The organism is Chitinophaga nivalis (assembly GCF_025989125.1).
In the GTDB taxonomy this organism is placed as follows: Bacteria; Bacteroidota; Bacteroidia; order Chitinophagales; family Chitinophagaceae; genus Chitinophaga; species Chitinophaga nivalis.
In genome coordinates, this window is sequence record NZ_JAPDNR010000001.1 from 2,279,075 (window position 1) to 2,292,722 (window position 13,648).

At 48.5% G+C, this 13,648-nt stretch carries 8 protein-coding genes; 6 read left to right on the plus strand and 2 right to left on the minus strand.

Annotated features, from left to right (window positions below):
• The first annotated feature begins 7 nt into the window (after window positions 1-7).
• The 4 genes from lipA (at window position 8) to OL444_RS09425 (ending at window position 7,026) form a co-directional block, all read left to right on the plus strand.
• Window positions 8-907, plus strand: coding sequence for a lipoyl synthase (lipA, locus tag OL444_RS09410; RefSeq protein ID WP_264733471.1), 900 nt, complete (start codon window positions 8-10; stop codon window positions 905-907).
• 412 nt (window positions 908-1,319) lie between these two features.
• Window positions 1,320-2,657 (plus strand): TolC family protein, encoded by a 1,338-nt coding sequence (locus OL444_RS09415; protein ID WP_264733470.1) that lies wholly within the window; start codon window positions 1,320-1,322, stop codon window positions 2,655-2,657.
• Between the two features lie 18 nt (window positions 2,658-2,675).
• Window positions 2,676-3,812 carry an efflux RND transporter periplasmic adaptor subunit gene (locus OL444_RS09420; RefSeq protein ID WP_264733469.1) on the plus strand — a complete coding sequence of 379 codons (1,137 nt, stop codon included), beginning with the start codon at window positions 2,676-2,678 and terminating at the stop codon, window positions 3,810-3,812.
• 31 nt (window positions 3,813-3,843) lie between these two features.
• Window positions 3,844-7,026, plus strand: a complete 3,183-nt coding sequence (locus tag OL444_RS09425; protein ID WP_264733468.1) for an efflux RND transporter permease subunit — start codon at window positions 3,844-3,846, stop codon at window positions 7,024-7,026.
• Between the two features lie 87 nt (window positions 7,027-7,113).
• Here the strand turns inward: OL444_RS09425 and OL444_RS09430 are convergent, their stop codons facing one another.
• Window positions 7,114-7,482 (minus strand): SdpI family protein, encoded by a 369-nt coding sequence (locus OL444_RS09430; RefSeq protein WP_264733467.1) that lies wholly within the window; start codon window positions 7,480-7,482, stop codon window positions 7,114-7,116.
• A gap of 124 nt (window positions 7,483-7,606) precedes the next feature.
• The gene (locus OL444_RS09435; RefSeq protein ID WP_264733466.1) at window positions 7,607-10,315 is read right to left on the minus strand and encodes an AsmA-like C-terminal region-containing protein; all 2,709 of its coding nucleotides are present in this window, start codon (window positions 10,313-10,315) and stop codon (window positions 7,607-7,609) included.
• A gap of 155 nt (window positions 10,316-10,470) precedes the next feature.
• Between OL444_RS09435 and OL444_RS09440 the strand changes: the two genes are divergently transcribed.
• On the plus strand, window positions 10,471-11,061 hold the full coding sequence (locus tag OL444_RS09440; protein ID WP_264733465.1) for a TrmH family RNA methyltransferase: 591 nt from the start codon (window positions 10,471-10,473) through the stop codon (window positions 11,059-11,061).
• A gap of 271 nt (window positions 11,062-11,332) precedes the next feature.
• Window positions 11,333-13,648, plus strand: a complete 2,316-nt coding sequence (locus tag OL444_RS09445; RefSeq protein ID WP_264733464.1) for a hypothetical protein — start codon at window positions 11,333-11,335, stop codon at window positions 13,646-13,648.

Consider the following 13,648-nt stretch of genomic DNA (forward strand, 5'->3'; position numbering starts at 1 on the left):
ATAAACGATGCAAGAACTACCCGTTATAGCTGCCGAACCGGCTGCCACAAGAGTGAAGAAGCCTGACTGGCTGCGCGTTAAGTTACCGATAGGAGAGAACTATAAGCAGGTTAGAAGCCTGGTAGATACCCATAAATTACATACGATCTGCGAAAGCGGTAATTGTCCCAATATGGGCGAGTGCTGGGGTGCCGGCACCGCTACTTTTATGATTCTGGGCAACATCTGTACCCGTAGCTGCGGTTTCTGTGCAGTAGCTACCGGTCGGCCGGAGCCGGTAGATCACGATGAGCCACAGCGGGTGGCGGAAGCGATCTACCTGATGAAAGTAAAACATGCGGTCATTACCTCCGTTGACAGGGATGAACTGAAAGACGGTGGTTCTATTGTATGGGCCAATACCATCAAGGCTGTAAGGGCGTTGAACCCTGAAACAACCATGGAAACCCTGATCCCGGACTTCCGTGGTCAGTGGGAAAATCTCCAGCGTATTATCGACGTAGCTCCGGAAATCGTATCCCATAACCTGGAAACGGTAGAACGTTTGACCAAACAGGTAAGGATACAGGCCAAATATCACCGTAGTCTGGAAGTTATCCGCCGCCTGAAAGAAGGTGGTATGCGTACCAAAAGCGGCATTATGCTGGGATTGGGCGAAACCAAAGAAGAAGTAGTACAGGCCATGCAGGATCTGTATGACAATGGCTGTGATGTAGTTACATTGGGCCAGTACCTGCAACCTACTCCGAAACATTTACCTGTGGTACGCTTCGTACATCCCGATGAATTTGCAGAACTGCGGGAGATTGGTTACAACATGGGACTGGACTACGTAGAGGCCGGACCGTTAGTAAGATCTTCCTATCATGCAGAAAAACATATTTTCAGCGGTCGTAATAAAGGATGATCGGAACTGAATTTCAAGTAATTGTTAAAATCCACCCGATAGGGTGGATTTTGATTTTTAGACACTATCTTAGCGCCTCAATTGTTTTTACCTAAGTAACAGGTCTCCTGTTATCAAACCTACTTCGCCGTTATTTATTGTTATGATTCAATTGTTGCAGTTTGCCTTTGGAAACCGTGATGTCGTCGTATTCGTCAACCTTTGAATAAGCAACCAACCTGTCAGCTAAGCCTGTTCACTACAGCATAACGCAGCCAGCATCATCAGGCGGAAACGCTTCATGATGTAGCTACACTATATAGCAAATTATGAAGAAGAAATGCTATGTGCCAATAAACAGTGTACTGTTTATTGGTGAATGCGTTTCATCTTTTGATTGGTACAATGATGAATTGAATGACAAAAGCCTTTTATGAAGAAAAGAGCATTTTACCCGGTGGCTATTGTGTTTGGGATGTTGTTATCCCGGCATACCTATGCCCAGCAATCTACGGATTCTCTATTAAACAAGGCTAGTCTGGAAGACTGCGTCCGGTACGCCCTGACTCACCAGCCTGCTTTAAAGCAGTCGCGGATAGATGAAGCGATTACAGACAGAACGGTCAAAAGTAAACTGGCCGACTGGTATCCTCAGATAAACCTGGACTATAACCTCCAGCATTACCTGGAGCTACCCACTTCCATCTTTGGCGGCAATCCCACCAAGGTAGGTGTGACGAATACTTCCACCGCTACTTTCGGATTAACGCAGAATCTCTTTACCCGCGACCTGCTGCTGGCTACCAATACGTCGAAGGATGTACGTAAACAAAGCCAGCAAACCACGGCCCGTACCCAGATCGACGTAATAGCCGATGTGAGTAAAGCCTATTACGACGTATTACTGACTACCCAGCAGATCAATGTACTGAACGAGGACATTATCCGGCTGGAACGTAGTCTGAAAGATGCGTACAACAACTATCAGAGCGGTGTGGTAGACAAAACGGATTACAAGCGTGCTACCATCTCCCTCAACAACACCCGCGCGCAGCAGAAGTCGGCCCGTGAACTGCTGACGGCCAAACATGCCTACCTGAAACAACTCATGGGCTATCCTGTGAGTGCCGGAGAGGTACCACTGGTATACGATACCACCCAGATGGCTGCCCAGGCTAACGGTACCGATACTACGTTGCTGGTAGATTACAAAAACAGGGTAGAATACCAGTTACTCGAAACCCAACAACGGTTGTTAAAAGCGAATGTCCAGTATAACAAATGGAGTTATCTGCCAACGGTATCTGCTTTTGTCAACTATGCTTTCGCCTATCAGAACCAGGAGTTCGCACAGCTGTTCAGTCACAACTACCCCAACTCCCTGCTGGGCGTGAAATTGTCCTTACCTATTTTCCAGGGCGGGAAACGTACCCATAACATCCGGATAGCGGAATTCCAGCTGCAACGCAGCCAGTGGGATTTTGCCAACCTGAGAAATCAGATCAATACGCAGTATACCCAGGCGATGGCTACCTATAAAAGTAACCTCAACGACTACTATACTTTAAAAGAAAACGTGCAGATGGCGCAGGATGTATATAATATGTTGCAGCTGCAGTACAAGGAAGGCATCAAAACCTACCTGGAAGTACTGGTATCTGAAACAGAACTGCGCAGTGCCCAATTGAATTACTATAATGCGATGTATCAGGTATTGTCCAGTAAGATAGACCTGCAGAAAGCATTAGGAACCTTAACAGCTAATTATTAAATGGTAACCGGATCGGATATGAAAAAAATGAACCACATTCTCTCTATCAGCGCTGCTGGCATGTTGGGCTTTGCTGCCTGCAAAGGCCCTGCCCAGAAAGGAGCGCCTGTTATGCCCCCCACACCGGTAAATATTACGGAGGCATCCGTGGCGCCGGCCGTTTATTACGATAAATATCCCGCTACGGTAGTGGCATTGAACCAGGTGGAGCTGCGTTCACAGGTATCAGGTTTTATCACGGGTATCTTCTTTAAGGAAGGAGAAGTTGTACAGAAGGGAAAACCGTTGTACGAAATAGACCGCCGCAAATATGAGGCGGCCTATCTGCAGGCGCAGGCCAGTATTGCCAGTGCCAAAGCCAATTACAACAAAGCAAAGAAAGACGACGAACGTTATAAACGACTGGCAGAACAGGATGCGGTAGCCCGTCAGGTACTGGATAATGCAGAAGCAGCCCTGGAAACCACCCGTAGCCAGCTGGCCGCGGCAGAAGCCAACCTGGCGTCTGTGCGTACCGACCTGGATTACTCCCTCATCAAAGCGCCGTTTACCGGCCGCATTGGTATCTCCCAGGTAAAACTGGGTGCGCAGGTGAGTCCGGGTACCACCCTGCTGAATACCATCTCCAGCGAAAACCCGATTGCCGTGGATTTCGTGGTAACGGAAAATGATATCTCCCGCTTTGCCACCCTGCAGGGGAAAGGTAACGCCAACGACTCTACGTTCCGGTTACAGTTGTCCGACGGTACGGAGTATGTACATGCTGGTAAGATCCTGGCTATCGACCGTGGTGTGGATAACCAGACCGGTACCATCCGCGTAAGAATTGAATTCAACAACCCGGATGATAAACTGAAAGACGGGATGAGCTGTGTGATGCGTGTACTGAATGAACAATCCGGTCAGCGCCTGATTATTCCTTACAAAGCGGTTACAGAGCAGATGGGTGAATTCTTTGTATTTGTAGCCAAAGATTCTGTGGCTGCACAGCAGAAAGTACACCTGGGACCCCGTATTCAGGACCGTGTCGTAATCATGGATGGTATCCAGGCCGGTGATAAGGTGATCGTGGAAGGCTTCCAGCGTTTACGCGATGGCGGCAAAATCCAGATAGGCATACCGGCAGCTCCGAAAGGCGAGCCAGCGAAGAAATAGTTTATCAGTAGTATCAACAGAAGAGAAGATCATGATTGCAAATACTTTTATAAAAAGACCCGTCACCGCAATAGTTATTTCTATTGTACTGGTACTGGTAGGGTTATTGGCGATGATGAACCTGCCAATAGGACAATATCCGGAAATATCTCCGCCCACAGTACAGGTAACAGGTACCTATACCGGCGCCGATGCACAAACGGTAGAACAAACCGTGGCCACACCCGTGGAAGTACAGGTCAACGGTACGCCGGGTATGACCTACATCTCCACCAACAACACCAGTAGTGGTCAGATGAGCATGACGGTAAACTTTGAAGTAGGTACCGACATCAACATTGCCGCACTGGATGTACAGAACCGTGTGGGGATTGCACAGCCTACCCTGCCGCAGGAAGTACAGCGTTTAGGGTTGACCGTTAGAAAGCGTAACCCCAGTATCCTGATGCTGGTGGCCCTGTACTCACCTAAAGGCACACACGATATCACCTTCCTGGATAACTACACCAACGTATATGTAAAAGATGCGTTGCTGCGTGCAAAAGGAGTAGGTGACATCTTCACCCGTGCAGATGATTTCAGTATGCGTATCTGGCTGAAACCGGATAAACTGGCTGCGATGAACGTCACTGCGGAAGATATCCGTGCTGCCCTGGCAGAACAGAATGCCCAGATTACAGCAGGTTCCGTAGGTGCGCCGCCTCAGCAAACCGGTCAGACATTCGAATACAACATCTTCACCAAAGGACGTTTATCTACGCCGGAGGAATTTGGTAACATCATCATCAAAACCAGACCAAACGATGGTTCGGTAGTGTACCTGAAAGATGTAGCCCGTATTCAGCTGGGTAAATTCAACTATGCTGGTAACAACTTCGTGGATGGCAAACGGGCAGCATACCTGCTCGTATACCAGGCGCCGGGCAGCAATGCGATTGAAACCGCTGCCAACGTTACGGAAGCCATGGAACAGCTGAAAAAACAATTCCCTTCCGATGTGGATTATGTGGTGCCGTTTGAATCCGTGTCTGTGGTAAAAGTATCCATCGAAGAGGTATTGCATACCATTGTAGAGGCATTGATACTGGTAGTAATTGTGGTGTTCCTGTTCCTGCAAAGCTGGCGGGCTACCATTATTCCTATCCTGGCTATTCCGGTATCTATCATTGCTACGTTTATCTTCTTCATTCCGCTGGGCTTTACCATCAACACCCTGACCCTGTTCGGTTTCGTACTGGCGATCGGGATTGTGGTGGATGATGCCATTGTGGTGGTGGAAGCGGTGCAGCATAATATCGACCATGAGAAGATGACCCCGCGGGATGCGACGGCACAGGCCATGAAGGAAATATCCGGACCGGTAATTGCCATCGCCCTCATTCTGGCGGCGGTATTCGTACCGGTAGGATTTATACCAGGTATCGTAGGACGCCTGTATCAGCAGTTTGCGATCACTATTGCGATCTCCGTACTGGTATCTGCATTTGTGGCGCTGTCGCTTACACCGGCACTGTGTATCCTCCTGCTGAAACCGATGAAGCTGGATAAAGATTCCAAAGGGCTGAACCGCTTCTTCTATAAATTCAACCGCTGGTTTGGACATACGACTTCCCGCTACTCCATAGGGGTGAAGAAAAGTATCCGTTACTTCCGGTTGGTACTGGTGATCCTGTTGTGCATTTTCGTAGGTACGATGATGTTATTCCGGGCAAAACCCACCGGATTTATTCCTACGGAAGATGAAGGCCGTATGATCATCACCTTTGACCTGCCGGAATCTTCTTCGTCTGAACGTACGGTAGCCGTGATGTCGCAGATGATGAAAGATCTCGACAGCATGCCGGGTATTAATCACTATGCGGCGCTGGGTGGTTTGAATGCGGTAAACTTCGCGTCCAAATCCAACAGTGCTACCATCTTCTGTTCCCTGAAACCCTGGAGCGAACGTAAAGCAGATTCCCTGCAGATCTTCGGGCTGGTGGCTGCGGTACAGAAGAAACTGAGCCGCTATAAGGAAGCCAATGTGGTGGTAATTCCACCGCCGGCGATCCCTGGTCTCGGACAAACCGCCGGTTTCTCCTTTATATTACAGCAAAAAGGAAATGGCGATATCAAAGCATTTGAAGGCGTGTTGCAGAACTTCCTGATGGAGGTAAACAAGCGTCCGGAGATTGCCCGTGCCTTCTCCTTCTTTACGGCCCGTACCCCTGGGTACCAGCTGGATATAGACCGGGAGAAAGCCAAGAAGATGGGGGTGAAGATTTCGGATATTGCTACTGCCCTGCAAACCTATATGGGTAGTGCCTATATCAACGACTTTACCATCTACGGCCGTAACTTCCGCGTGGTAACGCAGGCGGATTCCACTTATCGGGGAGATATCAAAAACCTGAGTCAGTTCTTTGTACGGAATACCGCAGGTAACATGGTGCCATTGAGTGCGCTCACCTCTTATAAGGTGATAGAAAACGCACCGGTGATCTCTCACTATAACCTGTTCCGCTCTGCGGAAATCAACGGTAACCCGGCTCCGGGCTATAGTAGTGGTGATGCGATCAATGCCCTGAAAGAAGTAGCGGCGCAGGTATTGCCGGAAGGCTATGGATATGAGTTCTCCGGTTTGAGCCGTGAGGAAATATTATCCGGTTCCAAAACCGTTTACATCTTTGCGTTGTCTATCATCTTTGTGTTCCTGTTCCTGGCAGCATTATACGAAAGCTGGTCGGTGCCTTTCTCGGTACTGCTGGCAGTACCTATCGGCGCCTTTGGGGCCATTACGGTACTCACGTTCCTGCCTAAACTGAGTAACAACGTATATGCGCAGATTGGTTTGATTACTCTCATTGGTTTGTCGGCCAAGAACGCCATCCTGATTGTGGAATTTGCCAAAGAGCGGGTAGACAAAGGTATGGATGTGGTGACTGCCGCCGTGGAAGCTGCCAAGCTGCGTTTACGACCTATTGTGATGACGTCGCTGGCCTTCCTGCTGGGTATCATGCCGCTGGTATTGTCTTCCGGCGCCGGCGCCGAAGCCCGTAAAACCATGGGCTGGACGGTACTGGGTGGTATGTTTACCGCTACCTTCCTGGCCATCTTTATTGTACCGGTGTTGTATGTGGTAATTACCCGTATCGCTTATGGTAAAGAGAAGCTGAAGAAAATGAAAGAAAGCTATCAGTCCGTGCCTGAACACGATATTCAGGGAAGACTGTAGGTAATAATCGTATAACGGATTACGCATTATGGCGTAGATACCGGCGGAGGATATCCGCAGTTATCTATGTTGTAATGCGTAATTTTTTTAGGGCTGATTTTCATCGAAGTGCTGATCGAGCTGCCACTCTGTATACCCTACCATATACATGGTGCCGGTAATGACGGCGCCCACGGTAAGGTAATAAAACCAGTCTGTCTGCCGCTCGAAGAACAGGGCTGCGGCGAGGCCCGTAACGATCAATACCCAGCCAATCCGGCGCGATATATCGGCGGCATACTGGTTGGCAGCCTGCCAGGTTTCCGGACTGCGGGTCGATAAAAAGCTCCGGTAACCGTACCACGATTTTATGCTTTTAGGCGGATAGCGGCGGATGAAGTAACCCATGAAACAAAACACGATCCCGGCAAAGAGTGCCGCATTACAGAACGTAGAGTGCAGAAATCTGATCAGCATCGGCGGGGGTGTTGGTTACTAATAAGATACGGAAAAAACAGGAATAAAAGCACAAAGGCTCCGGAAGATCTTCCGGAGCCTTTGCGCTTTTATAGGTTTGCAGTGTGCCTGCGCAGCTACTGCATTAATGTTTCGTGGTATCGGTATTGTTCTTTTTCCGGAACAAGCCGTTGAGGGTATTTTTTACCGATTCTCCGGCCTGTTTGCCAATATTTTCCAATGGTTTACCACCGGTATTGGCGGAATCTTTTTTGCCGGTGAGCTGATTTTTTAACTCATTTTTCAGGTTGTTTACCGCATTGTTTTTGATCTGGTTGATACTATCGCGCACTGTGTTTTTGATAGTATCGATTTTATTTTTCACCAGTTCGGTAGCCTGTGCTTTCAGGTTGTTGGCACTTTCCCGCAGATCCGTTTTTAAGGCTGGTTTAGTGATGTTTCCGGCCATTAATACCTGCAGGTGGATGCTATCCCCCACTTTCACCGGAATGCCTTTATTCTGCGCCTGAGATACCAGGTTATTCACCAGGTTGTTGCCGGCAGCACCCATCATACTGCGGGGCAGTGCCAGTTGCAGGGTATAGTCGAGCGACTGGTCGAAACCGTGCGAACCGGCGATGTCCATGCGTACGCCATTTACCACTACTTTGAACGGATTTACTTTCACGCGGCCGTTTTCAAAGGCAAAATAGTTTTTGATATCCCGTAAAGACAGGTCTTTCAGCTGGGCAATATTCAGGGTGCTGGCCAGTTGATCTACCGGAGCAAACTGTTTCAGGAAGCCTTGTACCAGCAGGAGGTTACCTTCACCGGTGAGGGTTTTCAGCTCTGGCATCATGTCTCTGCCCAGTTTACCATGTACGGCAAACTGAGAGTTGATTTTACCGGAAAGGAATTTACCGATCGGCATCAGCAGCTGTACCGTGTTGAAGGTATTGAAGGTTTGCTGTACATCCAGGTTCTGCACATTGTAAGCCATGTTGATATCCGGATTGATTTTGCTGGCTTTGGTGCTGTAGCTACCATTGATTTCCAGGGTACCTTGCAGGCCGTTGGCTTTCAGCTGTTGCATGGTCACAGTTTCATCTTTCACCAGCAGGTTACCGGACAGGTTGCTGAGGTCGGCCTTGTCGTAATGTATTTTATCTACATTGGCGAGGAGTGCTACGTTCAGGTTAGCAGGTACGGCAAATGGCATGGCGGCAGCGGAATCCTTTTTAGCGGCAGCGCTGTTGGCAGCTGTACCGGAAGCCGGCGTTGCAGCAGTACCCATCCACTTATTCAGGTTGATTTCATCTGCCCGGAAGTTCAGTTTACCATCCAGCGGCGCATTCTTTAACGTATAGGCGAGCAGGTTATTCACTTCTCCATTGGCGCTGAAGTTGGTACCCAGGTAATGTCCGTTCAGGTCTTTTACCGTCACATTTTTAGGATTGAACTGGAGGGACAGGTTATTGATTTTAACCCCATCCGGATAATCCTTGCTTTTATAGAGCATGTTGCTGAGCTGCAGGGTGCCCGCAGCATAGAAACGATCGTATTGTTGTTTTTCGATGGCACTCATGTTGCCTTTCGCAGTAATGTCGGCATCCAGCAGGCCGGTGAGGGCGGTGCCATTTTCCAGTTTAACAAACTGCGTAATTTTTGACAGGTCCAGTTTTCCTTTGGCGGCAGCATCTACATAGAGGTCAGACACCGGTGTTTTTACCAGGGCACGGAGGTCCAGCGGGGTGTTGTCCATCTCGAGGTGACCGGAAGACATATCCACAATGGTATGATCCGGTATACCATCCGGGTTGCTCACTTTCATGGCAATCTGGATATTTTTCACAGGTTTGGGCAGGTCCGGATATTGGAAGAAGCCATCTTTTACCTGGAGGTCGAGGCCAAAAGCTGGCAGCTGCTTCGGTGAATAGTTACCTTTTACGAAGCCACTGAAAGCAGCTGTACCGCTGGTTTTGATCTTGTCAAAATCCGTTTTGTATACGGCCGGTACCAGGGATAAGATGTCTTTGAAGTTGGTAGAAGGCGCTTTCAGGCTCAGGTCCATACCATAGGTAGAATCGTTGACCAGTTTAAAGAACCCTTGCAGGGCCAGCTCCAGGTTGTTGATAGCGGCTTTGCTGTCTTTCAGGGTATAGGTGCTGGTGGTGTTATCGATCTGTATGGCAGCATCCAGTTTGGTTTTTACCTTAGACAGGTAAGGAATCAGTCCATAGCGGAAGGTAATACCATCTGCGGTGGTATTGGTTTCCAGGGTGAACTGGTCCTGGGTGAAGTCGCCCTTTCCTTTATGGGTGAGGCCTTCCACGATCAGCTGCATATTGCCTTGCTGGTCGTCGTAGCTGATATAGGCATCTTCTATTTTATATTGCTGGAGGCTGAGGGCAAAACGGGTTTTGCTGGTATCTGCCGGGTTGGCCTGGGTGGTATCGGGTTTCGTGATATTCCAGTTGGCCGCGCCATTTTTGTGTACAATAGCGTGTATACGTGGTTGTGAGAGGGCAATGTTGTAGATGTCCATTTTGTCTCCTTTGATCACGCTCATCAGGTTGAGGGCCACATCTATTTGTTTGACTGCCAGCAGGGTATCGGCGGCAAATTCGCCGGTGCCGGTTACACGCAGATCTTCCAGGCCTACTGCCAGCCGGGGGAAGCGGCGAAGCAGGCTGATATCCACGTCTTTAAAATCTACCTGGGCGGTCAGGCGCTTGTTCAGCTCCGTTTTAACCCTGGCAATGATTTTATCTTTAAAGAAATATGGAATGGCAATAGCAGCTAATAGTAAGACCACTAGCGTGATGGCCACAATTTTGAGGAGCTTTTTGAGCATAGGTTGTTCTTGTTTGTTTTGTGGGTGTGAAGGTAATATAATTTCGTGCAAAGGTGCAATGGGGTGGCAGTCTCCTGTCATTATACCGCCGTTGCCGGTGACAGTGCACAAAATATCCCTTATTTTTGCGGGAATCAGAATAATATATTTTTGATATGACACCAGAAAGAAGAGAACGATTACTGTCTGTATTACATAAGCGGCAGGGCGATTTAACGGTTGTACTGGAGAATGTGATGGACCCGCATAATATTTCTGCAGTGATGCGTACCTGTGATGCGGTGGGTATCCAGGAAATCTATGTATTGAATACCATCATTCCCCGGCACAGCAAGTGGGGTGCTAAAAGTAGTAGCAGCGCCGCCAAGTGGCTCACCATACATCAGTTTACCGATCTGGCGACATGCGTTGACGCATTGCGTAGCAAATATGATAAAATCCTCACCACGCATCTGGCTACAGATGCCGTGAGTTTATACGATATTGACTTTACCGGTTCTATTGCCCTGGTATTTGGGAATGAACATGGTGGTGTAAGTGAGGAGTTACGCGACCGGGCGGACGGTAACTTTATTATTCCACAGGTAGGCATTATTAAGTCACTGAATATTTCTGTTGCCTGTGCCGTGAGCATCTACGAAGCGATGCGTCAGAAGACTGTGGCCGGGCATTATGCGCAACCGGCATTACCACCATCACAGATGAACAGCCTCCTGGATGAATGGGGCTTACAAGATGAAGAATAAGTCTGGTAAAGGATCTCCCGGTGAATGAAAAAGTTTTCGACACCTGCACTGCATTCACCGGGATGATAGGACTGCTTGCTAATTTATCTTCCAAAAAATTTATATTAAATTTGTGAAGTTTGTTTGACCTTATTGTTTTATAGCTACCTTTGTTGCACTTTGAAAACAAATCCTAACGCCATGAAATTAATACAAGCCTAAACATACAGCCATTGGCTGTCGCATACTAGTCCCGATATCAATGTGAATATTTAATGTTCCCGAGTACACTGTGAGATACTGTCTGTTACAATTGTTTGTATACCTGTTGCTCGCATTCACTGGATTTTCCCAGCAGGTCGTGCTTTCTCCCGCCGCGGTAACCGATACCGGTTATTATTATGTGCATAAGGGATGTAAAGCTTTAGCCCCGGTGCCCGTGGCTTTATATGGAAGAAAAGAAGTGGTTGCTAAAATCCAGCCACACAAGCGCTTTGTGCCTGCTCCGGTACGCGAACCATGGATCACCGTGCATGGCAATGTTATGTATGATCTGTATTATCAGTCGCGTGTTGATACGCCTTATGCAGAGAAAGATATTCATCAGCATACCGTACAAACCACATTAGATATAACGATTAAAAACCAGTATCCTTTTCATATTGCTTTCAGTACACAGATGGGCAACTCTTCGCTGTTCCGGAATATCACCGGCGCAAACATGCAGTTCTTCAGCAAAGACATTAAAAATATGTTGCTGGCCCGCGCACGCGGATGGGAAGCCGGTAAGCTGAAACAACTGCAGGAGCTGGATAAGCTGCGAGGTAAACTGGATAGCCTGATGGATAGATTATCCGGTCTGCGCGGATGGCTGTCATCTCCCGTACAGATACAACGCCTGATAGAAGAAGAAGAGCGCCGGTTGTATGGCCGCAAAGATACCTTGCTGAATGCCCTGAAAGACGCTGTTACCCGTCCCGCTCAGCAATACGCCAACCTGGATGTGGAAGGGATTATCAAAAAACACCGCTTGTACGACAGCCTGCAGCAACGCCTGGCCACTAAGCAGGTACCCGTGGTGAAAGAACTGCCCTTTGCCACGCTCTATGAACGCCGCAAAAAAGAAGCAGATTCCCTCGCCCGGGAAGCACAGAAAATGGAGTCGAAGTACTGGGCCTTGCAGGATAAATACGGCCAGCGTAAAACCAATTTGCTGGAAGTATTATCGCATAGCCGCAACAATAAGGAACTCACGGATCGCTTAGGGGATATGGGTTTGCCGGATAGCATCCTGCCCAAAGGGTATCGTACTTTACTGGCGGTGCGCTCATTTGGCATTGGCCGTACGCTGGTGAACTATTCAGAACTCACAGCCAAAGATATCAGCATCACCGGCGTACAGGTAGAATATAATCCCTCTTATTATGTTGCCTTCGCCACCGGGGCGGTGGATTATCGTTTCCGGAATTTTATTCTCAACGAAAACAGGCCTAAACAATACCTGAACCTGGTACGGGTAGGCGCCGGTATGAAAGAAGGTAACAACGTCATACTGACCTATTACACCGGCCGGAAGCAGGTGTATAATGTGAATACATCCGCTGTACCGGAAGCCGCTGCCAACAACGATAACAACATCATGGGCGTATCGCTGGAAGGACAGTGGAGACTGGGGCGCCATACCTATTTTATTGCGGAAGCGGCCAAATCATCCTTGCCTTATTATGCGCGGAAAGCCAGCGGAGAAAAGGTGTTGAGCAGCGTATTTAATTTCGGCAGCCGCTCCAACGAAGCCTATTCCGTGAAGTTAAATACCATGGTAACGCGTACGGCTACACGTATCAGTGGTATGTTTAAGCTGATGGGCCGCGACTTTCAATCCTTCAGCCTATACACCACCGGATCGGATCAGACGGCGTGGCATATCCGGGTAGACCAGCCGTTTTTCCGGAAGCAGCTGCTGCTCACCGGCGCCGTGCGGAAAAATGACTATGTCACCCACCTGGAGCCAGCCAGCTTCCGCAGTAATACCATCTTTAAAAGTATACAGGCGACTATGCGCATTCGCCGCTGGCCGGTATTGACGGTAGGGTATCAGCCTACCGCGCAGCTGATGAAGTTAAGTGAAGACCGCTATATGGAAAGCCTTTTTTATACGCTCACCGGTACGGCCAGCCATTTCTATAAATACCGGCAGACGACCATGAATACGGTGTTGTCGTACTCGCAGTTTTATAACCGTAAAACAGACAGCAACTTCGTCTACTTCAACAGCCGTAACCTGATTGCGAACCATACCGTGTTCCTTTCCCGGTTTACCCTGAATGGGATGCTTTCTGCCGCTGTGAATGAAGAATATGCCTTGTATGGTGTTTCCGGTGATGTGACCTGCCGCCTGAAAAAATGGCTGGAAGTAGGCGGTGGACTCAAGTATAATCAACAAACCGTGTATAACATCCGGCAGCTGGGATATGTGGCCAATGCCCGCGTACAGGTGCCTTACTTTGGAGAAGTGGCCTTGATGGCAGATAAAGGATTTGTGCCCGGAGCCGAAAAAAAACTAGTACCTAATAATACAGGAAGATTAACCTATACCAGGATATTTTAA

Coding starts and splice junctions, on each gene's coding strand:
- OL444_RS09430 (WP_264733467.1), bottom strand. CDS start 7,482: ATGCTGATCAGATTTCTGCACTCTACGTTCTGTAATGCGGCACTCTTT.
- OL444_RS09425 (WP_264733468.1), top strand. CDS start 3,844: ATGATTGCAAATACTTTTATAAAAAGACCCGTCACCGCAATAGTTATT.
- lipA (WP_264733471.1), top strand. CDS start 8: ATGCAAGAACTACCCGTTATAGCTGCCGAACCGGCTGCCACAAGAGTG.
- OL444_RS09415 (WP_264733470.1), top strand. CDS start 1,320: ATGAAGAAAAGAGCATTTTACCCGGTGGCTATTGTGTTTGGGATGTTG.
- OL444_RS09420 (WP_264733469.1), top strand. CDS start 2,676: ATGAAAAAAATGAACCACATTCTCTCTATCAGCGCTGCTGGCATGTTG.
- OL444_RS09435 (WP_264733466.1), bottom strand. CDS start 10,315: ATGCTCAAAAAGCTCCTCAAAATTGTGGCCATCACGCTAGTGGTCTTA.
- OL444_RS09440 (WP_264733465.1), top strand. CDS start 10,471: ATGACACCAGAAAGAAGAGAACGATTACTGTCTGTATTACATAAGCGG.